This is a genomic window from Nitratireductor sp. OM-1, from assembly GCF_003296175.1.
Taxonomy (GTDB): Bacteria; Pseudomonadota; Alphaproteobacteria; order Rhizobiales; family Rhizobiaceae; genus Nitratireductor; species Nitratireductor aquimarinus.
The window spans coordinates 679,365-701,813 of the sequence record NZ_CP029209.1; the positions used below are offsets into that span (position 1 = coordinate 679,365).

Annotated in this window: 21 protein-coding genes; 16 read left to right on the forward strand and 5 right to left on the reverse strand. The window is 61.6% G+C overall.

Going from position 1 to position 22,449, the window contains the following annotated elements:
* Positions 1-10 precede the first annotated feature (10 nt).
* From DEJ54_RS22250 to DEJ54_RS22265, 4 genes are all read right to left on the reverse strand, one after another.
* Positions 11-895 (reverse strand): ABC transporter permease subunit, encoded by an 885-nt coding sequence (locus tag DEJ54_RS22250; protein WP_113156933.1) that lies wholly within the window; start codon positions 893-895, stop codon positions 11-13.
* 98 nt (positions 896-993) lie between these two features.
* Positions 994-2,322: an extracellular solute-binding protein gene (locus DEJ54_RS22255; RefSeq protein ID WP_113156934.1), complete on the reverse strand. Its 1,329-nt coding sequence runs from the start codon at positions 2,320-2,322 to the stop codon at positions 994-996.
* Between the two features lie 127 nt (positions 2,323-2,449).
* Complete coding sequence (locus DEJ54_RS22260; protein WP_162742440.1) at positions 2,450-3,298, reverse strand: phosphodiesterase; 849 nt, start codon at positions 3,296-3,298, stop codon at positions 2,450-2,452.
* A 212-nt stretch (positions 3,299-3,510) separates the two neighbouring features.
* The gene (locus DEJ54_RS22265) at positions 3,511-4,404 is read right to left on the reverse strand and encodes a helix-turn-helix domain-containing protein (protein ID WP_222474168.1); all 894 of its coding nucleotides are present in this window, start codon (positions 4,402-4,404) and stop codon (positions 3,511-3,513) included.
* Positions 4,405-4,614: 210 nt separating this feature from the next.
* Between DEJ54_RS22265 and DEJ54_RS22270 the strand changes: the two genes are divergently transcribed.
* The 11 genes from DEJ54_RS22270 (at position 4,615) to DEJ54_RS22320 (ending at position 15,203) form a co-directional block, all read left to right on the forward strand.
* Positions 4,615-5,640: a TRAP transporter substrate-binding protein gene (locus tag DEJ54_RS22270; protein WP_113156937.1), complete on the forward strand. Its 1,026-nt coding sequence runs from the start codon at positions 4,615-4,617 to the stop codon at positions 5,638-5,640.
* Positions 5,641-5,831: 191 nt separating this feature from the next.
* Entirely contained in the window at positions 5,832-6,329 is a 498-nt protein-coding gene (locus DEJ54_RS22275) for a TRAP transporter small permease (protein WP_113156938.1), read from the forward strand.
* Positions 6,329-7,615 (forward strand): TRAP transporter large permease, encoded by a 1,287-nt coding sequence (locus DEJ54_RS22280; protein ID WP_113156939.1) that lies wholly within the window; start codon positions 6,329-6,331, stop codon positions 7,613-7,615. The genes DEJ54_RS22275 and DEJ54_RS22280 overlap by 1 nt, the downstream gene beginning before the upstream one ends.
* Positions 7,616-7,641: 26 nt before the next feature.
* The gene (locus tag DEJ54_RS22285) at positions 7,642-8,460 is read left to right on the forward strand and encodes a dihydroorotate dehydrogenase electron transfer subunit (protein WP_113156940.1); all 819 of its coding nucleotides are present in this window, start codon (positions 7,642-7,644) and stop codon (positions 8,458-8,460) included.
* Positions 8,454-9,398 carry a dihydroorotate dehydrogenase gene (locus DEJ54_RS22290; protein WP_113156941.1) on the forward strand — a complete coding sequence of 315 codons (945 nt, stop codon included), beginning with the start codon at positions 8,454-8,456 and terminating at the stop codon, positions 9,396-9,398. The genes DEJ54_RS22285 and DEJ54_RS22290 overlap by 7 nt, the downstream gene beginning before the upstream one ends.
* Positions 9,395-10,690, forward strand: coding sequence for a Zn-dependent hydrolase (locus tag DEJ54_RS22295; protein ID WP_113156942.1), 1,296 nt, complete (start codon positions 9,395-9,397; stop codon positions 10,688-10,690). The genes DEJ54_RS22290 and DEJ54_RS22295 overlap by 4 nt, the downstream gene beginning before the upstream one ends.
* Before the next feature lie 101 nt (positions 10,691-10,791).
* Positions 10,792-11,487 carry an orotate phosphoribosyltransferase gene (locus DEJ54_RS22300; RefSeq protein ID WP_113156943.1) on the forward strand — a complete coding sequence of 232 codons (696 nt, stop codon included), beginning with the start codon at positions 10,792-10,794 and terminating at the stop codon, positions 11,485-11,487.
* 19 nt (positions 11,488-11,506) lie between these two features.
* Positions 11,507-11,830: a hypothetical protein gene (locus DEJ54_RS22305; RefSeq protein WP_113156944.1), complete on the forward strand. Its 324-nt coding sequence runs from the start codon at positions 11,507-11,509 to the stop codon at positions 11,828-11,830.
* A 229-nt stretch (positions 11,831-12,059) separates the two neighbouring features.
* Entirely contained in the window at positions 12,060-12,572 is a 513-nt protein-coding gene (locus tag DEJ54_RS22310; RefSeq protein WP_224873329.1) for a TRAP transporter small permease subunit, read from the forward strand.
* Positions 12,569-14,119 (forward strand): TRAP transporter large permease subunit, encoded by a 1,551-nt coding sequence (locus DEJ54_RS22315; protein WP_113156945.1) that lies wholly within the window; start codon positions 12,569-12,571, stop codon positions 14,117-14,119. The genes DEJ54_RS22310 and DEJ54_RS22315 overlap by 4 nt, the downstream gene beginning before the upstream one ends.
* Before the next feature lie 25 nt (positions 14,120-14,144).
* Positions 14,145-15,203 (forward strand): TRAP transporter substrate-binding protein, encoded by a 1,059-nt coding sequence (locus DEJ54_RS22320; RefSeq protein WP_113156946.1) that lies wholly within the window; start codon positions 14,145-14,147, stop codon positions 15,201-15,203.
* Between the two features lie 72 nt (positions 15,204-15,275).
* On the opposite strand, the gene DEJ54_RS22325 is transcribed toward DEJ54_RS22320, so the two are convergent.
* Positions 15,276-16,244 (reverse strand): helix-turn-helix domain-containing protein, encoded by a 969-nt coding sequence (locus DEJ54_RS22325; RefSeq protein WP_113156947.1) that lies wholly within the window; start codon positions 16,242-16,244, stop codon positions 15,276-15,278.
* A 208-nt stretch (positions 16,245-16,452) separates the two neighbouring features.
* Here DEJ54_RS22325 and DEJ54_RS22330 point away from each other — a divergent pair, with 208 nt between their 5' ends.
* The 5 genes from DEJ54_RS22330 to DEJ54_RS22350 all read left to right on the forward strand — a co-directional run bounded on the left by DEJ54_RS22330 (position 16,453) and on the right by DEJ54_RS22350 (position 22,431).
* Positions 16,453-18,399, forward strand: a complete 1,947-nt coding sequence (locus DEJ54_RS22330; RefSeq protein ID WP_113156948.1) for an alkyl/aryl-sulfatase — start codon at positions 16,453-16,455, stop codon at positions 18,397-18,399.
* A gap of 252 nt (positions 18,400-18,651) precedes the next feature.
* Positions 18,652-19,413 (forward strand): IclR family transcriptional regulator, encoded by a 762-nt coding sequence (locus DEJ54_RS22335; RefSeq protein WP_162742442.1) that lies wholly within the window; start codon positions 18,652-18,654, stop codon positions 19,411-19,413.
* A gap of 75 nt (positions 19,414-19,488) precedes the next feature.
* The gene (locus DEJ54_RS22340) at positions 19,489-20,439 is read left to right on the forward strand and encodes a tripartite tricarboxylate transporter substrate binding protein (protein ID WP_113156950.1); all 951 of its coding nucleotides are present in this window, start codon (positions 19,489-19,491) and stop codon (positions 20,437-20,439) included.
* Positions 20,440-20,456: 17 nt separating this feature from the next.
* Entirely contained in the window at positions 20,457-20,903 is a 447-nt protein-coding gene (locus DEJ54_RS22345; protein WP_113156951.1) for a tripartite tricarboxylate transporter TctB family protein, read from the forward strand.
* A 22-nt stretch (positions 20,904-20,925) separates the two neighbouring features.
* On the forward strand, positions 20,926-22,431 hold the full coding sequence (locus DEJ54_RS22350) for a tripartite tricarboxylate transporter permease (RefSeq protein WP_113156952.1): 1,506 nt from the start codon (positions 20,926-20,928) through the stop codon (positions 22,429-22,431).
* Positions 22,432-22,449 lie beyond the last annotated feature (18 nt).

Sequence of the window (22,449 nt, forward strand, 5' to 3'; positions counted from 1 at the left end):
GTCTGGCTCCTCACGTGTAGTGCACGCGGCGTTCGATGAAGCGGAACTGGAAGAAGGTCATGAGGATGACGAGCGCCATCAGAACCAGCGACTGCGCGGCCGCGCCCGAATAATCGAGCCCCTGGAAGCCATCGACATAGATCTTGTAGACCATCAGCTCGGTCGCGCGGGCGGGACCGCCCTCGGTGAGAATGTCGACGATGCCGAAGGAGTCCGTGAAGGAATCCGTCATGTTGATGACCAGCAGGAAGAAAATGGTCGGCGCGAGCAGCGGGAGCTGCAGGTCGAGCATGCGGCGCATCACGCGCGCACCGTCCATGGAGCCCGCCTCGATCAGCGAGCGCGGAATGGACTGGAGGCCTGCGAGGAAGAAGATGAAGGAGTAGGAGACCTGCTTCCAGGCCTGCGTGATGATGATCGCGGTCATGGCGTCAACGCCGGAGAGCGCGGGGTTCCACAGGCCGGGAGAAAGCGTATTCAGATAGGCGAAAACGCCGGACTGCGGATTGAACAGAAAGCGGAACGCGAGTGCGGCGGCCGGTGCGGCGATGGCGTAGGGCCAGATCATGCCGACGCGGAAGAAGCGATAGCCGCGCAGCTGCCGGTCGGCAAAGAGCGCCAGAACGAGCGCCATGGACATGGCGAGGCCGGTCGAGAGCACGGCAAAGACGATGCTGCGCCAGATCGAGGCCCAGTAGGTTTCGTCGGAGAAGACGGCGCGGAAATTGTCGAGCCCGACCCACTGGTTGCCGCCGCCAAAGGGCTGCTCGAGGGTGAAGGCCCAGTACATGGCCTGGGATGCCGGCCAGTAGAAGAACACGAAGATGATCAGCAACTGGGGGGCAATGAAGAGATAGGCCAGCCAGTTGGCCTTGAAATAAGCGCGCTTTTGCATGGACGTTCCGGGGGTTGCGTTGGTCGCTGAAGGTCACACGGCAACGAAATGCGCCACGGCCGGGAGGCAGCCGTGGCGCAGGCGTTGACGGTTCGGCTTCAGGGAAGCGTCTTGCCGTTATAGGTGCGCTCGAACTTGCGCAGCGTCTTGTTGGAGCGGTCGACGGCGTCGTCCAGAGCTTCCTGCGGGGTCTTCTGACCGCTCAGGACAGCCTGCATCTGGGAGGTCCACTCGGCGCGGATCTGGACGAAGTTGCCGAGGCGGATGCCGCGGGTCAGCGGGGTGACCGGCGTGTAGGTGAGCGATTCAATCGCCTTGTCGCGGCCCTTGTAGGGGCGCTCGCTGTAGAAGCCTTTTTCGACCAGGTAGTCGAAGCCTTCATCCGTCACCGGGATGTAGCCCGTGACCGTGCTCCAGAACTCTGCCGATTCCGGCTTGGCGAGGAACTTGAAGTACTCGGCAGCGCCGCGATACTGGTCTTCGGTCTTGCCGGAAAGCGTCCAGAGCGATGCACCGCCCACGACCGAGTTCTTGCGCTCGGTGCCTTCATAGACCGGCAGCATGGCCACGTCCCAGGCAAAGCCCTCGTCGACCTGCTCGGTCACGGCCTGGTGGCTGGCGATGGAGCCGAAGAAGTGCGCGCACTCGCCGGCGGCGAAGGCGTCACGGGTGGAAAGGCCGGTTTCGCGCGTCTTGATGACCAGAAGGCCCTCGTCGATCCAGCGCTTGATGTCCTTCATGTGCTTGGCATGAAGCGTCTTGTTGAACACGACTTCGGCATCGAGACCGTCATAACCGTTGTTCTTCGTCGCGATCGGCTCGCCATGAACCATGGAGAACTGCTCGAGATCGACCCACGAAGACGGTGCGTAGCCCGACGGGCAGGCGTTGCCGGCTTCCTTCAGTTCACGCAGAACCTGCTCATACTCTTCCCAGGTCTTCGGTGCTTCGTCGCGGCCGATGGATTTGTAGGCGTCGACGTTCCAGTACATCATCGCCGTGGAGGAATTGAACGGCATGGACCAGAGGCGACCGTCGGAATCCGCATAATAGTTGGCGATGCCCGGGAAATAGGAATCCCAGTCGATCTCGAAACCGTTGTCTTCCATCAGCTTGTAAGCCGGGTAAACCTGACCGGAGAGCATCAGGTCGGGCGTGGAGACCTCGACGCCCTGCACGATGGTCGGGTGCTTCTTGGCGCGGAAAGCGGCGATCGTGTTCTGCAGCGCCGTGGCGTAATCGCCCTGGCTGACGCAGCTGATCTCATACTTGTCCTGGGAAGCGTTGAAGCGGTCGCAGGTCGCCTGAACCTGTTCGCCAAGCTGACCGGTGAGGCCGTACCAGTATTCAAATTTCACCTTCTCGGCCATGGCTGACGTCGTCAGAGCCAAAAGCGCGAGCGTGCTTGCGATGAGTTTCTTCTGCATCTTTTTCTCTCACATGGGAAAGGAGCGGTCGCCGGCTCCGTTGCCGGTCGCGCCTTGGCTATCGGCGCGCCTTGACAGCTGGGTGACCGCTTCATGAAGGTTATTTGAAAGCTGTGGGCAGACTTGCTTAGCCAGCCACTTTTTCACGCTCTGCGGTCTCTTCCGCATGTTTGCGACGCCGGCGGAACAGGCCGTCGGCCATCTCTGCATGACGGTGAATGTAGTCGTGGAAGTGCACGAGCGTGCTGTTTTCATCGGCCAGCACGACGGCATATTGTGCAGGGCCATCAAGGCGCAGCGCTTCGCCCGGCATGCCCGGCAGGTGCGCGTTGACGTCGTAATGGTTGCCCGAAATCGTGGTCAGCGGGATGCCGTGCCACAGGCCCGTGGTCGGGCGGTGAACATGGCCGGCGATCACCTGACGCACATCGGGATGCGTCTTCAAAACGTCGCGGAACGCCTCGGACTGCTGCAGCTTGATCTGGTCGACCGGCATGTGAAGATCGTTCGCATGGTGATGCATGACAATGATCACCGGCCGATCCTGCGCTTCTTCCAGTCGCGCGGCGAGCCAGGCAAGGCGCTGTTCGCAGAGCACGCCGCTGACGATTTCCGGCTCGCTGGAATCGATGACGATGACGCGATAGCCTTTCACGTCGATGGCCTTCTGGATGTGGCCGTTCTCATCATCATGCAGCGTGCCGAAGATTTCCTTGAACCGGTCGCGATGGTCGTGATTGCCGAGCGTCAGGACGACCGGCATTTTCAGCTGGTCGATCATGCGGTCCAGAATGGCGTATGCCGGGACTTCGCCACGGTCGGCGAGATCGCCAGCGAAAATGCAGAAATCCGCGTCGCCATGGTTCGTGTTGGCGCTGTCGATAGCGGCCTGAAGACGCTTCGTGGTGTCCAGGCCATTGGTGGCCTCACCTTCCGGCGAAAGGTGGATATCGCTCATGACGATGAATTTCAGCATGACTGCCTCGTTTGCGAGATAAATGACAGGAAGCCTGATCGGCGCCTGGCAGCCGGGTATCATCGCTCTGTGTCGCGCCGCTGACAGATTTCTTGCAGTTCGGCGACAGGCATGTGAAGGGCGCACGCAAGGCGTCGCCGCCCGCCCATTCTTCATGGGCGCGCTGTTGAAAATCAGTCGGCTTTATCCACGGAGGGGAGGCTGGACGCGCCTCAGGCGTCCACAGGGATCGCGTATTTCTCGATCATGGTTTCGAGATAACTCGCCGCTTCGTCGCCTTTAAGAGCATCAGCCCAAAGACCTTCAGCGATATCCTCGTGAAGCGTCATGGCTTCCGGGGCGGAAGTGATCAGCGCCACCCCGACGCGGATGTTGGGCTGTTCGCCCAGCCGGAAAGGGCTGATCGCCAGCACCGAGCGGTCCTGCTGGCGGAAGATCTGAAAACTCGTCGCCGGAACCGGCTCGCGCACGATGCCGATCTGTATGCCGATGGGCTGCTCGCGCAGCATGGTCAGAATGTACTCGGCCTCGCGGCGCGCCTGCATGCGGCGCTTGTTCACCACGTCCGGCGGCAGATCGTGCCGGCCGATCAGACCGTGAAGCAGGAACCCTTCCAGATCTGCCGAGGCGATCAGGCTTACGATCAGCGGGCGGCGCAGGCGAAACGCCTTCTTTCGCGCCCGCAGAATGTCGATAAGCGCATCCACCACCTCTCCGGAACGGCCTTCCGGATCGACCTCCGGCGGCACGGATTCCCGCAGCACTTCCTGCAACGCATCGTCATAGGCGTCAGACGTCAGGAGATAGGAGACAGGGCTGAACAGGCCGATCACCTGCTGGCAGTCATCTTCGAGCTGGCGCATGCGCTCAAAGAAGGCAATGGCGCTCGACACATATTCCACGCCGACGCCCATCAGGCTGGGCAGCGATACGCCGAGCTCGTCGGCGATGCTGGTCAGCATCTCGATCTTGCGAATTTCGCCTTTTTCGGCGCGGTAGAGAGCGGCGCGCGAGATGCCGAGCTTCTCTGCCAGTTCGTCGGGAGCAAGCCCTTTGCCGAGGCGGTAAGCGCGCAGGCGGGCGCCAATGTCGCTGAATCTGATCAAGTCGCCCTGTGACACGCTTTTTTCTCGCAAGTTTCAACTCCTTCCGTTATCGGGTGCCCTGTATCGGCTTGTCAACGGACATGCTCAAATAAGCACGGAAAGCTCATTAATTGGACGAAAGTTCCATTCGTCTCATTTTTGAGAATTCCGTTGACAGGCTATGGTTGGGCTCGTAGGCTGCTTTTTCAAAAAAGCAATGGAGGCGGAACAATGAAACATCTCATTCGTAAACTGGCTGCAACGACCGTTATGGGCGTGGCTGGCGCGGCATTCGCGACAGGCGTCTGGGCGGCGGATTTCGTTGCAAAGATCGGTCATCTTGAATCGGCGCAGCAGTCGCGCCACGTGTTCCTCGACAAGGTCGCCAAGCTCGTGAACGAGCGCACCGATGGCGCGGTCGAGTTCCAGATCTTCCCGCAGGGCCAGCTCGGCCAGCAGCGCGAAATGACCGAAGGCGTCCAGCTCGGCACGCTTGAGGCGACCGTCGCGCCGGCAGCTTTCCTCGGTGGCTTCAACCCCGCCGTTTCGATCATGGACATCCCGTACCTGCTCCCCGACAATGACGAGACCGCGCAGGAAATCCGCGGCGGCGCGTTTGGCGAGGCGCTTTGCGAATCGTTCAATTCGCGCGGCGTGACCTGCATCGGCCTGTGGCCGAACGGCAAGAAGAATTTCACCTCTTCCAAGCCGCTCGCAAGCCTTGAAGACTTTGCCGGCCAAAAGTTCCGCGTCATGGATTCCAACATCCTGATCGAGCAGTTCAATTCGCTTGGCGCATCGGCGATCGCCCTGCCGTTCGGCGAGCTTTACACCGCCCTTCAGACCGGTGTTGTCGATGGCGAGGAGAACCCGCTCGACACCATCCAGCGCATGAAGTTCTACGAAGTGCAGAAGCACCTCGTTCTGTCCGACCATGGCGCGATGGAAGACGTGATCCTGTTCAACCCGGCCTGGTGGGCAAGCCTGCCGGCGGAGCATCAGCAGACCATTGTCGACACGTTCAACGAAGTCATCCCGGAGCTGATCGCTCACAAGGCTGCGGCCGTTGCCACCGCACTTGAAGAGATCAAGGCATCGGGCATCGACATCCGCGAGATGAGCGCCGACGAGAAGACCGCGTTCCGCGACAAGATGTATCCGGCCGGTCGCGCAGCCTATGTGGAGCGCGCCGGTGAAGAGGGCGAGAACCTGATCGCCGTCTATGAGAAGGAATATGAGGCCGCCACGGCGCAGTAAGCACGGATACGCCCCGCGCCCATTCGGGCGCGACTGGCGATCCACCTTGTTGCGGGGCATCGGGCCGAGCGAAAACGGTTTTCGCCTGACGGTCCAATGCCCCGGCCTTTCACCGAACCAAAGCATTGACTTTCATATGTCGGGCTCCCCGTGAGCCCGGCAGCGGTTCCCTTTTTCCAAGGAATGAGACCTTGAAAGCACTTGCCATCATCAGAACAGCCGAGCGCATAGCAGCGGTCTCCATCTTCCTTGTCATGGTCGCGCTCTACTTCATGAATGTGCTGGCGCGCCAGGTTGGCGGCACTTTCGCCTCCGAGTTCGCCTGGGTTGAAGAAGCCGTGCGGCTGATGAGCCTTTTCCTCGTCTTTCTCACGGTCGGCCTTGCCCTTGAGAAAGGGCGTCACGCCGGTGTTCACACCTGGCGCGACCGGATCGCACGGGCCACTGGCCTGCCGATCAGAAAGATCATTGACGCGGTCGGCTTCGTGTTCTGCATCTATCTTGTCTGGCTCGGCTACCAGATGACCGCCTTCGTTTACGGCATGGGCCAAAAGAGCCCGACACTGAACATACCGGTCTTCTGGATTTATCTCGCGCCCACAATCGGTTTTGCGCTCATGGCGCTGCGCTTTGCGCTCAGCTTCTTCGGCCGCATCGATCGTTTCGCCGGACAGGCGTCGGAGGAATAATGATCCTTTTCGCACTCGTCATCATCGTCGCGGTCATGCTGCTGGTTCTCGGTTTCGAGATGTTTCTCGTGCTGGGCGTGCCGGCGCTCATGATCAAGGAATTCTTCTACGGCAACCTCCCTGACCCGGTGGTTATTCAGAAGATCCTGGGCGGCATCAATCACACGACGCTTCTGGCCATTCCCTTCTTCATTCTGGCTGCAGAGCTGATGGGCGAGGGGCAGATCGCCCGCCGCCTGACAGGTCTCGTCAAGGTGCTGGTCGGTCATCTGCGCGGCGGCATGGGTTACACCACGATTGGCGGCTCCATGGCGTTCGGCTCGGTCTCCGGTTCCGCACCGGCCACGGTCGCGGCCATGGCGCGCATGGTCTACCCGGAAATGCGCAAGGCCGGCTTCAGCGACAAATTCTCGCTCGGCCTGATCGTTTCCAGTGCCGAGACGGCGCTGCTCATTCCGCCGTCCATCACCTTCATCATCTATGGCTGGATGACGGGCACCTCCGTTGCCAAGCTGTTTGTCGGCGGTCTCGCCGTGGGTCTGGTGCTAGGTCTGGCTTTCGCCATCATGGCGGCGCTCGAAGCGCGACGCTCCGGCGTTGAGCGCGGTCCGCGCACAAGCTGGAAAGAACGCGTCATTGCGATCCGGGACGCAGGCTGGGCGCTCGGCATGCCGATCATCATTCTGGGCGGCATTTACAGCGGCTATTTCACGCCCACAGAAGCGGCGGCCGTCAGCGTCGTTTACGCCATTTTCGTTGAAGGCGTGATCTTCCGTGAGCTCACCTGGCGCAAACTGGTTGCAATCACCGAACGCGCCGCGATCTCCACCGCGATCATCTTCATCCTGCTGGCGATGGGCGGCCTCCTGTCCTACTTCATCACGCTGGCGCAGGTGCCGGCGGCCATCACGGGCTTTCTGGAAGCGATCCAGGCCGGGCCGATCGTGTTCCTGCTGATCGTCAATATCAGCTTCCTGATCGCGGGCATGTTCATCGACCCGAACTCGGCGCTTCTGATTCTGGTCCCGCCGCTCTATCCGGTGGCCATGGCGCTCGGCATCGATCCTGTCCATTTCGGCATGATCGTCACGCTGAACATTTCCATTGGCATGATCACGCCGCCCTTCGGGCTCGATATTTTCGTGGCGTCTTCGACCCTGTCGAAACCGGTGCTCACGATCATCTCCGGCCTCTGGCCCTTCATCATCGCGAACCTCATCGTGCTCGCGATCATCACATACGTGCCGGATATCTCCACCTTCCTGCCGAACCTGGTGTTCGGATGACGGGGATTCCAGAAAGGATTGAGCCGATGGACGCAGTCCCGTCGATCAAGGCATTCGAGTTGCCGCTTTCCGTGAAGAGCAACGACCCGGTCAATGGCGAGTATCGCCGTCTGGTGCTCGCCGCTCCGCAGGATCTTCTTGCGCGCTGCCGTGCCGGCCAGTTCTTTCACCTCCTGTGCCCGCAGGCGGGCGGCGAGACGCCTTATCTGCGCCGCCCGATGAGCATTTACGGCTTCTATCCCGATCAGGGAGAGCTGCATTTCCTCTACAAGGTCACAGGCGCCGGCACCCGCGCGCTGGCCACGCTGGCGCTCGGCGACAGGCTCAATGTCCTCGGGCCGCTTGGCGAACCCTTCACCATTGCCGACGACTGGCAGAACCTGGTTCTGGTGGCGCGCGGTGTGGGGCTTGCAACGCTTGCTCCGCTTGCGCTGGAGGCCAATCGGCTTGGCCGGAAGCTCACCGCGATTTGTAGTGCGCGCCATCCCGACTATCTGATGTCGACGGACTATTTCGCGTCACTGGGCGCAGACGTCATCACCCTGACCGACGCGGAAGGCACGTCGGATCTGGGCAATCTGGAACAGGTTATCGAGGGGCTGGTCGCGGCAGGCCGCGCCGACGCGTTCTACACCTGTGGCTCAAACCGCATGCTCCGCCTTTTGCAGACCATCGGCGAACGTCATGGCATTCCCGGGCAGATCGCGCTTGAGCAGCAAATGGCCTGCGGCATCGGCATGTGCCATTGCTGCGTGCGTCCGTTCAATCGCGGCGACCGGCAGGTGCATCTCAGAGTGTGCCGCGAAGGCCCTGTCTTCGACATGATGGAGGCGATCGCATGGTAGATCTTTCGGTCGATATCGGCGGGCTCAAGCTCAAGAACCCGATCATGCCGGCATCCGGCACCTTCTCCGAAGATCTCGCGGAGGTGTTCGATCTGGACCGGCTTGGCGCGCATGTGACCAAGACGATCACCCGTGGCTGGCGCGACGGCAATCCGACGCCGCGCGTCTGCGAAGTGAACGGGTCGATGCTCAATTCCATCGGCATTCCGAGCAAGGGTGTTGGCGCGTTTCTTGAAAAGGTCGTGCCGTTTTACGCCCATTACGAGACGCCGCTGGTCGTCTCGATTTCCGGCAACACGGCCGATGAATTCGCCACCCTGTGTTCCGAGGTCAGCGTTCCCGGCGTCGCGGCCATCGAGGTCAACATCTCGTGCCCGAACATCGAGGAAGACGGCAAGGCGTTTGCCATTCGTCCGTCCTCCACGCATGACGTGATGCGCAAGCTGCGCGCGGCGACGGACCTGCCGCTCTGGGCCAAGCTCACGCCCAACACGGGCGAAACGTCTGAAGTGGCGCGCGCTGCGGAAGAGGGCGGCGCCGATGCGCTGGTGGTGGCCAACACCATCCTGTCCATGGCCATCGACATCAACACGCGGCGGCCCAAGCTCGGCAATCTCATGGGCGGTCTGTCCGGCCCGAGCCTGAAACCCATTGCGCTTCGCATGGCCTATCAGTGCGCCCGCGCGACCAATATCCCGGTCATCGGCTGTGGCGGTATCTCCACCATTGAAGACGTGATCGAATACCTGATCGCCGGCGCATCCGCCGTGCAGGTCGGCACCGCAACCTTCATTCATCCCACGGCCATGATCTCGCTGATCGACGGGCTGGAAGACTGGCTCGCAGGGCAGGGACTTTCCTCCGTGCGCGAACTGGTCGGGTCCGTGATCGACGGCGAACAGGACGAGGCCGTTGTCTTCATGGAAGCAGCGCCATGAACGCCCAGCCCGCCTCTTTCGCCGCCGGCCATGCAATCGCCCATGCGACCGACCGTGCGCTTGCAGAGCGTCTGTTCGGCGACATCGCGCACATGTCGCCCGATGTCGAAGGTGTCAGCCGTCCGGCCTTCTCCGAGATCGAGACCAGGACACTCGAATATCTTGAGAATGTGGCGCGTGCCGAGGGGCTTGAGGTCTGGTACGACGCAGGCTGCAATGCCCGGTTCTCGCTGCCCGAAGACCGCGACGCGGAGCGTTTCATCGTTGTCGGCTCGCATGTGGACAGCGTCCCCTTCGGCGGCAATTTCGACGGGCTGGCCGGCGTCGTCGCGGGTCTCGTCTGCCTGATCCGCGCCCGGCGCGAAGGCCGCCGCTTTGCAAAGCCAGTGCATGTGCTTGCCATGCGCGGCGAGGAAAGCGCCTGGTTTGGTCCGTGCTATATCGGCTCCAAGGCGCTGACCGGCACACTCGCAACGCCTGAAATCGAAGCCCGGCACAAGGGCGACGGCCGTACGCTGGAAGCGCATATGGCCGATATCGGCCTGCCGGTCGAAGACATTCGCGCGGGCAAGCCGCTGATGGATGTCAGCCGCATCGAGGCCTATCTCGAACTCCACATCGAGCAGGGGCCGCTGCTGATTGGCAAGAACATCCCCGCAGCCGCCGTTTCCGGCATTCGCGGCAATATCCGCTACCGCTCCATCACCTGCTACGGTGAGGCCGGTCATTCCGGCGCAGTGCCCAAGGCCTATCGGCGCGATCCCGTTCTCGCCATGGCGGATCTTCTGGTGCGGCTCGACGAGAGCTGGACGACGATCCTCAACAAGGGCGACGATCTTGTGCTGACGAGCGGCATCGTGGCGACCGATCCCGAAAAACACGCCATGTCGCGCATTCCCGACAGCGTGTCCTTCAGCCTCGACATGCGCAGCCAGAAGCCCGAAACGCTGGATGAGATGCGCAAGCTTCTGGCGAGCGAAATGCGCGAGATCGAGCGCGACCGGCGGGTCCGCTTCGAGCTGGGCGAAGAGCTTCGTGTCGAACCGGCGCTGTGCGACAAGGGGCTCGTCGCAGGCCTTGAAGAGGCCATGCGCCAGGTCGGACAGGAGCCTTTCGTCATGCCGAGCGGCGGCGGGCACGACGCTGCCGTGTTCGCCGCCGCCGGCGTTCCTTCCGCCATGGTGTTCGTGCGCAACCGCAATGGTTCCCACAATCCCCAGGAAGCGATGGAGATCGAGGATTTCCTTGCCGGCGTGGATATTCTCTTTGCTTTCCTTGCGGGGGCGGAGTGACTGTGTGGTTTCTTATGGAAACGAATCCCTGCATTGCCGGGCTGGCTCAGGCAGGAGATAGCTGTTAGCGAAAAGGCCCGATCAACGAACAGGACCACGACATGTTCTCCAACACCTTCCCGGACCAGTCCGCCATTTCGCAGATGGTCGCCCGCATGCTTCTGGAGATCGAGGCGGTGCATTTTCGCGCCGAACAGCCGTTCACGTTCACGTCTGGTCTTGCAAGTCCGGTCTATATCGACTGCCGCAAGCTGATTTCCTATCCGCGCGTTCGCGCCGCAATCATGGATTTCGCGGCCTCGATCATCTTCCGCAATGTCGGCTTCGAGCAGTTCGACGCAATTGCGGGCGGCGAGACGGCTGGCATTCCCTTTGCCGCATGGCTCTCCGAGCGGATGGGCCTTCCCATGCAGTATGTGCGCAAGAAGCCAAAAGGCTTTGGCCGCGATGCGCAGATCGAGGGCGCATTGAGCGAAGGCGCGCGTGTTCTTCTGGTCGAGGATCTGACCACCGACGGCGGCAGCAAGATCAAGTTTGCCGAAGCGGTCGCGCGCACCGGCGCACGGGTCACCGACACATTCGCCGTTTTCTACTACGACATCTTCCCAGACACGCCGAAGCGGCTTGAAGCCGCCGGCATGCGGTTGCATCATCTCGCCACGTGGTGGGATGTGCTCGCCGTCTGCAAGGAAGAAAACCGTTTTTCGCCGGAAACGATCGCTGAGGTCGAGAGCTTCCTGAATGCGCCGACCGTATGGTCGGCGAACCACGGCGGCATTTCAGAACTGCCGCAGTAAATGCCAAAGGACTTGGATCATGTTTGATACGTTTTTGAAGGATCTGAACGAGCAGGGCGGAAGCGTTCGTGCCTATGAAGGCTGCGCGGTCAAGGCTCATCAGCGGATCACCAGCGAGCCGGAAAATGCGGCCGCCCTCCTGCTGATCGCCTATGCCGCCCAGCGCTTCGTCGAGGCCTATGACGACCAGCCGCTCACCATGACGGCTGCCGACGAGGAGCTTGAGCTGTTCTCCGAAATCGTGAACACGCTCGATGCAGCCTATAAGGACGGCTCTGACGATGAAAAGTTCGCAGCGCTGAACAAGGCCTCCGCGCGGCTTGCCGCGACGATCAAGAGCTAAGCGCACAGTCGTTCAAGTCCATGAATGCGATCCGCTCGCCGGTCCTCTCCGGCGAGTGTTTTCGTTGTGGGCGCCTATAAAAGGCCCGAAAGCCTTCTCGCTTCTGGTGCGCGCTCGCATGCGGCCTCGCCGATCCCCTGTGATCGCGTACCCAACCATGGGCGAATAGACATTTCCTTTCCATGGCGCATGCGCTAGCTTCGCGCCGGAATTCGGATGGGAGCCGGTTTTGCATTTGTATTTAAGGTTCTGCGCCGGGCTGGACCGGCTGGCGACGGCTTTTTGCGTGCTTGCCTGCCTGGCCCTGACGGCAAGCGTGCTTGCCATCGTCGTGATGCGCTATGGTTTTGGCATTGGTTTCATCGAACTGCAGGACTTCGCTTCCTACGCCTTCGCCGTGCTTCTGATCTTCTCCGTGCCGGTTTGCCTGCGCCGGGGCGGCCATGTGCGCGTCGAGGTGCTTTCCGAGAACCTTTCACCCGCCTATGCGCGCATTGCAGATGCAGTGGCGGTGTTTCTGTTTCTCGTTCCGGTGTTCGGCCTCATCATCTGGGCCGACTGGGCGGATCTCGCCTATTCCTGGTCAATCCGCGAGGCGTCCGTGGAAACCGGCGGTCTGCCCGGCCTCTTCATCGTGAAGACGGCGCTGCCCCTGGGCGCTGCCATGATGATTCTGCAGGGCATCGCCATGGTGCTTGAGCCGCGCGCCGACCACACTGCCGACGGCGAGCCAAGCCTATGACCCTTTCGGAACTGTTTCTGTGCCTGATGCTGGTCGGGCTCTTCGCCGGTATTCTGAGCGGCATTCCCGCCATGCTGGCCATTGCCGGCGTGCCCTTCGTCGTGGCGGTCATCGCCAGCTTCTTTGGCGCGTTCGACCTGTCCTTCCTGGATTTCTTCCCCAGCCGTGTCTGGGGTGTGATGAGCAACACGCTTCTGATGGCCGTGCCGCTTTTCATTCTGATGGGCGTGGTGCTGGAGCGTTCGCAGCTCGCCGAACGCATGCTCGAGGTCCTGCGCGACATGCTCGGCGCATCGCCGCGCGGGCTTGCCCTTTCCGTTCTGCTTTTCAGCGCGCTGATCGCAGCCTCCACGGGCATTGTCGGCGCAACCGTGGTCATGCTCGGGCTTGTCAGCCTTCCCGCCATGCTTCAGGCCGGCGTTTCGCCACGCGTGTCGAGCGGCATCATCTGTGCCAGCGGCACGCTCGGCCAGATCATCCCGCCCTCGATCCTGCTGGTTCTGCTCGGCGACCAGATCGGCAACACCTATCTGGAAGCGCAGCAGAAGGCGGGCAATTTCGCGCCTGACGCCGTGTCCGTCGGTGATCTCTTCGCCGGTGCGCTTGTGCCGGGCCTGCTGCTCGTCGGGCTTTACGGGCTCTACATTCTCTTCACGCTGCGCGGCGCGCAGAAAGCCGTTGCAAAGGATGAGCGCAAGCCGGTTCCGCTGAACCGCATTCTCGGCACCTTCCTGCCGCCGCTGCTTCTGATCGTTGCCGTTCTGGGCTCCATTCTCGGCGGTGTCGCCACCACCACGGAGGCAGCCGGGCTGGGGGCGATTGGCACGATCCTTCTTGCCGCCTTCACGCGCGGTGAAATCGGGCCGGCGGGGCGTCTGCTCATCATTGCCGCGGTTATCGCCGGCGGCGTTCTCGTCGTGTTGCGCGCGACCGGTCTTCTACCACCAGCGACCCTTGGCGCGCCGGCCGGCCTGCTCGGCCTTCTGGCCAGCGCGTTGATCGGCTTTGGCGTTCTCTTTGCCGGCTGGCGGCTTTTCAGAACCGATGTTCTCGTGCCCGCCGTCATTGATACGCTGCGCATCTCCGGCATGGTGTTCGGCATCGTCATCGCCGCTTCCATGCTGTCGCTGGTGTTTCGCGGTTTCGGTGGCGACGAGCTGGTGGCGGGCTTTCTGGAGCAGGTTCCGGGCGGCAAATGGGGCGCACTCGCCCTCGTCATGGTGGTCGTGTTCTTCCTTGGCTTCATTCTCGAAGCCGTGGAGATCATCTACATTGTCGTGCCGCTTTTGGGAGCGCCCATTCTGGCCACGGATTTCTCTCCGGTCTGGTTTGCGGTCCTGCTTGCAATGAACCTGCAGACCTCGTTCCTGACGCCGCCCTTTGGCTTCGCGCTCTTTTATTATCGTTCCGTTGCGCCGCGCAGCATCACGACCATGGAGATCTACCGCTCGGTAATCCCGTTCGTGGCCATTCAGTTGATCGCTCTGGCGCTTCTCATCACGTTCCCGGCTGTGGTTACATGGCTGCCGGACATGCTCTTCAGATAGTCGTTGTTCAGGAGGAAACCCCGACATGAAACGCAGAACATTTCTCACAGCAGGCGCGGGCGCGACAGCCGCAGCACTCGCCACGCCAGCCATTGCGCAGGGCAAGATCGAGTGGAACCTGCCCACCAGCTTCCCCAAGAACGCGCCGGGCGTTGGCACCAATGTCACCAACTTCGCCGAGAAGGTCGCCGCCATGTCCGATGGCCGGCTGAGCTTCAAGGTTTTCGGCGGCGGCGAGCTCGTTCCGCCCTTCGGCGTCGAGGATGCCGTACAGCAGGGCAAGGCACCCGTCGGCCATAACCCGCCCTACTATGCAGCCGGCAAAAACCCGGCCCTGCACTGGTTCACCGCCGTGCCGTTCGGCATGACGGCTGCCGAGCATTACGCATGGCTGCGCTATGGCGGCGGTCAGGAGATCTGGGACGACATCTACGCCCAGCGCAATCTGAAGCCGCTCTATTCCGGCAATTCCAACACGCAGAGCGCCGGCTGGTTCAAGTCCGAGATCAATTCGCTGGACGACCTCAAGGGCCTCAACATGCGCATTGCCGGCCTCGGCGGCGAGATGTATCGCAAGCTCGGCGTCAACGCGGTTCTGATGCCCCCGCCGGAAATCTTCCAGGCGCTTCAGTCCGGTGCGCTCGATGCGGCCGAGTGGGTCGGTCCGTTCCTCGATCAGGCTTTCGGCCTGCAGAAGATCACCAAGAACTGCTACCTGCCGGCTTACAACGAGCCGAGTGCAGCGCTTGCCATCGTCTTCAACAAGGATGCCTGGGCCGAGCTTTCACCCGATCTGCAGGCAATCTGCGAGGCTGCGGCCCTTGCCGCCAGCCAGGAGGCGCTTGCCCAGTTCGATTATCACAATGCGCGCGCCATGGCGTCGCTGGAGGCCGATGGCGTCATCTTCCGCGATGTGCCGGACGATGTGGCCGAAGGCCTCAAGGGCGCATGGGAAGAAGTGCGCGAAGAGCTGACGGCGCAGAGCGAAGACGTTGCCCGCGTGCGCGAGAGCTATGACGGCTTCCTGGCCGAGAGCGTGAAATACGCCAACGCCATGAACATGCCGCTTCTCCAGCGTCGCTGATAATCCGGGCACGTTAAAAGACGCGCCGCGCTTCCCCGGGAACCATCCCATGGGAGGCGCGGCGTTTTTCGTTCAGACCAGGAGGGGCGTGACGGTCTCTATCGCGTTCTGCCGCAATGTCTGCGAAGGCAGTTCGCCGAAGAGGGCGGCATAATCACGCGCAAAGCGCCCGCCATCATAGAAGCCGAGTTCGTGCGAAATCCGCGTCACGTTGTTTGTGAAGGCATCAGCGAAGAGCAGCATGCGGCGCGCCTCGTGCAGCCGGCGGCGGCGGAGCAGGGCTTGGACGGTGCAGTCGAATTTCGCCCGTACCGCGCGCTCCAGCGTGCGTTCGTGAATGCCGGCCATCCTGCAAAGTCCGGCAACCGTCAGGCGCGGTTCGTCTGAGGCTTCAAGAAAATCATACATGCGGGCAATGGCCGAATTTCCGCGCCGGTCCGGCCGGGCCTGTTCCTGCCGGCAGGCGTCGAGAACGAGCGGCTTGATCGCACCGACCAAATCGGCACGCAGCATGTCGCCGAACGCTCTGTCTGGTTCTCCTTCGCCCGTGTGCAGCGCATCAAGACAGACCCGCCGCAGGGCGCCGGCCTGCCGGTTCGTCAGGTGAATGGGGCGACCGTTCTTGCAGGCGTCGAAATGATCCCAGAGATCGGCGAATTCCGGCGCATAGCGTTCATCCGTACCGATCAGGATGACGATCTGGTCGTGGCCGGCAGCCGTGGTGCTGTCCAGCTCGCGATAGAAGCTGTGGTGGAGGTTGTGTTTGCACAGCGTTCGCCCCCAGAAGGCCGACTTGTCGCACAGACCCGCAAGCGGCAGGGCGAGAGCGAGAGCGTCGGGCGGTGTCGTGCCGCGCAGCCGCATGTCCGTATGGTACTGATCCCGGTAGATGGCGATGCCGTCGAGCTTCAGAAACGCGATGTCGCAGCCGAACGGGCCGGCCTCCAGCGGCTCGACGGTCAGGTTCCACGGGCGGATTGCCGCCTCGTAGAGGCTGGGTTCCTCCGTGGAGAAAAAGCCGGTTCCTGCGCGCTCGCTCACAAAGTTTTCCTCCCCGAAAACTTGTCGGAAATTACGTAGCAGGCTGGCTAAGTTTCGAAATACTCAAACGCCATGGCTGAACGGTTTCCGCGCCCCGTGCCCGTGAGTGGTTTTGCACAAGACCTCTCATGGTAGCGCCGAGCGCGGTCTTCGTACAGGCATTTGGACTGCGGCAACCGCCAGCGGTTCCTGTTTGGGGAGAAGAAGCATGCAAAAGACATCCGCAAAGCCGGTCGTGCGCCGGCTTGAAACGACACATCTCAAACCACATCGAAACAAGACATTGTCCCTGCTTGCCGGCGCTGCCTGTGCGCTCTTTCTGGCGCAGGCGGGCGATGTTCGACTGGTATCCGATGCGATGGCGGACGAGGCCGAAGTCGAGCGCCTGATGGCGGGCTATGAGGCTTTCAAGCCCAATCTCGCGCCCATTGTGCTCGATCGCGGCGACAATCTCGCCTTCACGGAAGCCTCAGACACGATCCATCCCGAACAGACCGCGTTTGCCCGGCAGATGCAGCGCGGCATCTATATGCCGGTGGAAGACAAGGTCTATGTGGCCGTTGGCTACGGCATCACCAGCACCACGATGGTGGTTGGCGATGACGGCGTCATCATCATCGATCCGGGCGAGAATGACGATTTCGGCGCGCTGGTCATGGAGGAGTTCCGCAGCTTAACCGACAAACCCATCAAGGCCATCGTCTACACGCACCGTCATCCCGATCACCCGTTCGGCTCCAAGGGGCTCGGCGTGACCGAAGAGGACGTGAAGTCTGGCAAGGTGAAGATCTACGCCCATGACAGCTTCATGGAATATCTGGTCAATGACGCAAGCGTGGTCGGTCCGATCCTGTCGATCCGCACCGCGCTCGCCAGCACGCTGCTCGATGTCGGCCCGGAAGGCCGTGTGCATCAGGCGCTTGGGCCCACATTCGATTCCGGCCCGGTGTCGCTTTTACAGCCGACGGACACATTTGACGAAATGCTGGACGTGACAATCGCCGGTGTGCGGATGGTCATGTTCCACGCCTATGGCGATGCCGAGGATGAAATCGGCGTCTGGTTCCCGGAGATGAAGCACCTGCACGGATCGGAAACGATCCAGGGCGAGTCCTTCCCCAATATCTACACGCTGCGCGGCACCAAGTTCCGCGATCCCGTGGAGTGGTATACGGGCGTCGACCGGCTGCTCGAGTATGCGCGTGAGGCAGACAGCTATTCCGGCTCCCACATGCGTCCGTGGGTCGGTAACGAGTTCATTGTCGAGCGCATCACCAATTATCGCGACGCGATCCAGTATGTGCACGACCAGACCGTGCGGCTCATGAACATGGGCTACACGCGGGAGGAACTGGCAGACACGATCCGCCTGCCGGAGCATCTGGCCAATGATCCGTGGCTTGGAGAGTATTACGGCACTGTCGCGCACAGCACGCGCAACATCTATGGCGGCTATCTCGGCTGGTATCAGGCAGATCCGACCGAACTCGCCACGCCGGGCTTCGAAAAGAAGGCCGCGCTTTATGTCGAGGCACTCGGCGGCCGTGACGCGATCATGGAGAAGGCCCGCAAGGCGCTCGATGAAGGCGAATATGGCTGGTCGATGGAGCTTCTCACCCACGCCGTCCGCGTTGATGGTGAGGACATGGAAGCCCGTGCAATGAAAGCCGAGGCGATGCGTGAATGGGCCTATCAGCAGCCCAACATCTACTGGCGCGGCCTTGCGCTTGGCGGTGCTCTGGAACTGGAGGACAAGCTCGACTATTCGCGCATCTGGAACTTCGCCGCTCCCGACATCATCAAGGCGCTTTCGCCCGACGCCATCATCGAGTCCGTTCGGGTGCGGCTCGATCCCGAAAAGGCGGCGGACGCGCACATGACCATCGGGTTCCGGTTCACGGATATCCAGGACGACAGCGCGCTTGAAATCCGCAGGGGCGTGGCGGTCTTCCATCCCAAAAGCCCGGAGAAAACCGACGCCACCATCGTCGCGACCAAGGCGCTTCTGGATGACATTCTTCTGGAGCAGACCACGCTTGCCGATGCACTGGCCGAAGGCTCGCTGACCATTGAGGGCGACGAGAAGGCCATCGAGCGCTTCTTCGGCTATCTCGATCCGCCGAGCGCCGATCCGATCAAGCTCGTCGTACGCTGATTCAGACTGATCGACGCCATGCAGCCGCAGACCGCTAATCCGGTCTGCGGCTGTTTTCGTTTGGGCGTGCTGTTTGTCGCCTGAACCTTATCCACGGTCAAAACACGCAAAAGCCGATGCTTTCCAGTCACTTGCCGGCCCTCTTCTTTGCCGGCTTGACGCCGCCGCCAATAGCCTCTACCAAATAACTGTTCTAAATAAAGAACTAGTTCAGCATACTGAACTAGCGGAGGCCGAGGAGGAGGCAGCCAGGTGAGTGGTCGCGGCGCTGAGCGCATCTTGCTTTTGTTGGAATGGATGGCCCGTCAGGAAGGCGCGGTCTCGTTCTCCGACGCCGTCGCTGCACTGGAGCTTCCCAAGAGCAGCGCGCTCGGCCTTTTGCGCATGCTGGTCGATCTTGGCTATGCCGCCCGCGAGGATGACGGCCGCTATCGTCTTTGCCGTCTTCCCGGCGAGCCGGATGACGCGCATCAGGCATGGGGCACACTTGCGCGCCTCACCGATGCGGTTCTGCACACGGCAGTGCGCGAGGCGGGCGAATCCGGCTTTCTCGCCGTGCTCGATGAAGACGACCGCGTTCGTTACATCTCCAAGCTCATGCCCGAGCGCGAGATCAGATATGACCGCGACATCACCGTGTCGCGCAGGGCGCATCAGGTCACGAGCGGCATCGTGCTTCTGGCCGGCCTTTCCGCCGACCGGCTTGCCGCGTATGCGACGCGTGCGGCTGAAGAAGCCGGCAATCCGGATCTACGCGAAGCCATTCTCTCAAAGGTGGAGGACGCGCGCGCGGCCGGCCATGCCGTCAATCTGCGTGGCGTGGTCGAGGGTGCTGCGGGCGTTGCGGCTCCCGTTCTTGATGCAGACGGATGTGTGCGCGCCGCACTCAACATTGCCGGCCCCGCCGACCGCATGGCCGCAAACATCGATCAGGTCATTGCCGTGACCTGCGAAAGCGCAGCGCAGGCCACCGCCGCGCTCACCGCCTTTCGCCACAGGCTGCCGGCCAGGTAGCCACCCGATCCGCACGCAATGCGGTTCCAACATCACTCAACCAGACGATCATCAGGAGGAAACGACGTGAAACATATGCTTAAATCCATGGGTATGGCTGCCGCCGTGCTCGCTTCAGCACAGGCCGCTCCGGCCAGCGCGCAGGAATTCCCCGAGCGCGGAATCGAGTTCGTCGCCGGTTATGGTCCGGGCGGCGGTCACGACACCATGCTGCGCTCCATGGCCAAGATCATGCAGGAAGAGGGCATCATCGAGACGCCGATCAACGTGATCAACAAGCCGGGCGGCAGCTCCGCCGTGGCCATGGGCTACCTGAACTCGCGCGCCGGTGACGGTCACTACCTCATGTCGGTGACCTCCTCGCACATCACCACGCCGCTCACCTCCAACATCGGCCTCGACTTTTCCGATTTCACGCCGATTGCGCGTCTGGGCATCGACCCCGAGCTGCTCGTCGTCAACGCGGCTGGCCCCTACAAGTCGATCGACGACCTGCTCAAGGCCGACAAGGTTCTGAACGTTGGCGGCACCGCCACGGGCAGCATCGAGCACATCGTCGCCATCCAGTTCCAGAAGCAGACCGGCAAGAAGGTCAACTTCGTGCCGTTCCAGGGCGATGGCGATGTGGTTGCAGCACTTCTGAGCAACCAGCTCGACTTCATCGTCACCAATCCGGGTACGGCCCGCGACTTCATCGAGGCAGGCAAGTTCAACGCGCTGGCCATCAGCACGGAAGAGCGCATCGACGCGCTTCCCGATGTTCCGACCTTCAAGGACCAGGACATCGACATCACGCTCAGCCTCTATCGCGGCGTCACCGCTCCGGCTGACATCAGCGATGAAGCAAAGGCCTATCTCATCGAGAAGATGACCGAGCTGAACGAGAGCGCTGCCTGGAAGTCCGGCTATCTCGACCCGAACTCCGTGGTTGAGGGTTTCATCACCGGTGATGAATTCGAGGCCTATCTCGAAGAGACCCAGGGCGTCTATCGCGAGACGCTCACCGAGCTCGGCATCATTAAATAAGTGACTGGAGAGGGCTCATGAAACTGTCGGAAATCGTCCTGCTTGCGGGTCTCGCCGTCTTTTCGGGAGTCCTCCTCATAAGCAGTCTGGATATGCCTTACGGCTCGGAGCAGAGCTTCGGGCCGGGGTATATCCCGCTCAACATCGCACTTGTCGTTCTGGGTCTGATTGGCATCCTCGCCGTCAAGGCTTTCATGGCCGGGCGCAAGCCCGGCGCGGACGGCAGCGCCGTCATCGAGGATATGTCTTCGGCGCTCCCGGTGGCCGCCGTTATCGTTCTTCTGGCGGGCGCGATCTACGCCATGAGCTGGGGCAGCATTCTTGCGCCGCTTGGCGTGCTGATGATCATCCTGTCGTGGCGCTTCAACGGGCATGGCTTCGTAAAGTCCTGCCTGGTCAGCGCCGCCATTCTGGCCGTCATCTACACGATCTTCAGCCTCTGGCTGAAAATCCCGCTTCAATAGTCTTCCTGAAAGTCGCTCTCCAATGGACGCACTCACTCAACTCGCGGGCGGTTTTTCGGAAGTCCTGACCGTCTACAACATCCTGCTGATTTTCCTTGCCGGCATGATCGGCACGGTGGTCGGCGCGCTGCCGGGGCTTGGGCCGTCGGCAGGCATCGCGCTCATGCTGCCGCTGACGTTCGGCATGCCGCACGCTTCGGGCCTGTGCCTGCTCACCGGCGTCTACATGGGCACCATGTATGGCGGCCGCATCACGTCGATCCTCATCAACACGCCGGGCGACGCCCCCGCCATCATCACCGCCATGGAAGGCTATCCGATGATGCTGCGCGGGCAGGGCGGTCTGGCCCTCGGCCTGTCGGCGTTCTCGTCCTTCATCGGCGGTTTCTTCGGCCTGGCCGTTCTGATTTTCTTCGCACCGGTTGTCTCTTCCTACGCGATCTATCTCGGCGCACCGGAATATTTCCTGCTCATGCTGCTGGGGCTCAGTACGATCATTCTGCTGGCCGGCGACAACATGGTGAAAGCCCTGCTGATGGCCTGTGTCGGCGTTCTGGTCTCCACCTTCGGCAGTGACTACATTTCCGGCCATATCCGCTTCGCCTTCACGCCGGAGCTGATCGAGGGCATCGACTTTGTCGCCATCATCATCGGCCTCTACGGTCTTGGCGAAGTCTTCTACAATCTCGAAAAGCGCGTGCGCATCGATCTCGGCAAGCCGAGCTTCAACATCCGCGAGTACATCCCGCCGGCATCCGCCATCAAGGAAAGCGGCGGCGCAACCGTGCGCGGCTCGATCCTCGGCACCGTCATCGGCATTCTGCCGGGCGCCGGCGCAACTGTCGCGACCTTCCTCGAATATGCCCTGGAGCGGCGCATTTCGCGCAAGCCGGAAGAGTTCGGCAAGGGCGCAATTGCAGGTCTCGCCGGACCGGAAGCCTCCAACAACGCTTCGGTTCCGGGTTCGCTGATCCCGCTCATCACGCTCGGCATTCCCGGCTCCGGCGGCACGGCCATCATGCTTGGCGCGCTTATCATGTTCGGCATGCAGCCCGGCCCGCTTCTCATGATCAAGTCGGGAGACGTGGTCTGGGCGATGATTGCAGGCCTTGTGCTGGCGAACATCTTCCTGCTCTTCTCGAACGTGCTGTTGATTCCCGTCTTCGTGAATCTTCTGCGTTCCGTGCAGGGTCATCTGGCGAGCGTCGTCATCGCCCTTTGTGTGGTGGGTGCGTTCTCGCTTGCCTACAGCACGTTCAACATATGGGTCGCGCTGGTGTTCGGCGTGCTCGGATATCTGATGAAAAAAGCGGATTATCCCACCGGCCCGTTCATTCTGGCGGTTGTCCTTGCCCCGCTCGCGGAAAACTATTTCCGCCAGTCGATCATGCTGGGTCAAGGTGACTGGGCGATCTTCATCGACCGCCCCATCTCGCTCGGAATCATCATTGCCATGGTCGTCCTTGGCGGACTGGGCATGGCGACGAAACGCTTCATGAAGCGCCGCGAACCTGCGGCGCGCGCCTGAGACTACAAGAAGGAAGAC

Coding starts and splice junctions, on each gene's coding strand:
- DEJ54_RS22250 (WP_113156933.1), bottom strand. CDS start 895: ATGCAAAAGCGCGCTTATTTCAAGGCCAACTGGCTGGCCTATCTCTTC.
- DEJ54_RS22255 (WP_113156934.1), bottom strand. CDS start 2,322: ATGCAGAAGAAACTCATCGCAAGCACGCTCGCGCTTTTGGCTCTGACG.
- DEJ54_RS22260 (WP_162742440.1), bottom strand. CDS start 3,298: ATGCTGAAATTCATCGTCATGAGCGATATCCACCTTTCGCCGGAAGGT.
- DEJ54_RS22270 (WP_113156937.1), top strand. CDS start 4,615: ATGAAACATCTCATTCGTAAACTGGCTGCAACGACCGTTATGGGCGTG.
- DEJ54_RS22280 (WP_113156939.1), top strand. CDS start 6,329: ATGATCCTTTTCGCACTCGTCATCATCGTCGCGGTCATGCTGCTGGTT.
- DEJ54_RS22285 (WP_113156940.1), top strand. CDS start 7,642: ATGGACGCAGTCCCGTCGATCAAGGCATTCGAGTTGCCGCTTTCCGTG.
- DEJ54_RS22290 (WP_113156941.1), top strand. CDS start 8,454: ATGGTAGATCTTTCGGTCGATATCGGCGGGCTCAAGCTCAAGAACCCG.
- DEJ54_RS22295 (WP_113156942.1), top strand. CDS start 9,395: ATGAACGCCCAGCCCGCCTCTTTCGCCGCCGGCCATGCAATCGCCCAT.
- DEJ54_RS22300 (WP_113156943.1), top strand. CDS start 10,792: ATGTTCTCCAACACCTTCCCGGACCAGTCCGCCATTTCGCAGATGGTC.
- DEJ54_RS22305 (WP_113156944.1), top strand. CDS start 11,507: ATGTTTGATACGTTTTTGAAGGATCTGAACGAGCAGGGCGGAAGCGTT.
- DEJ54_RS22315 (WP_113156945.1), top strand. CDS start 12,569: ATGACCCTTTCGGAACTGTTTCTGTGCCTGATGCTGGTCGGGCTCTTC.
- DEJ54_RS22320 (WP_113156946.1), top strand. CDS start 14,145: ATGAAACGCAGAACATTTCTCACAGCAGGCGCGGGCGCGACAGCCGCA.
- DEJ54_RS22330 (WP_113156948.1), top strand. CDS start 16,453: ATGCAAAAGACATCCGCAAAGCCGGTCGTGCGCCGGCTTGAAACGACA.
- DEJ54_RS22340 (WP_113156950.1), top strand. CDS start 19,489: ATGCTTAAATCCATGGGTATGGCTGCCGCCGTGCTCGCTTCAGCACAG.
- DEJ54_RS22345 (WP_113156951.1), top strand. CDS start 20,457: ATGAAACTGTCGGAAATCGTCCTGCTTGCGGGTCTCGCCGTCTTTTCG.
- DEJ54_RS22350 (WP_113156952.1), top strand. CDS start 20,926: ATGGACGCACTCACTCAACTCGCGGGCGGTTTTTCGGAAGTCCTGACC.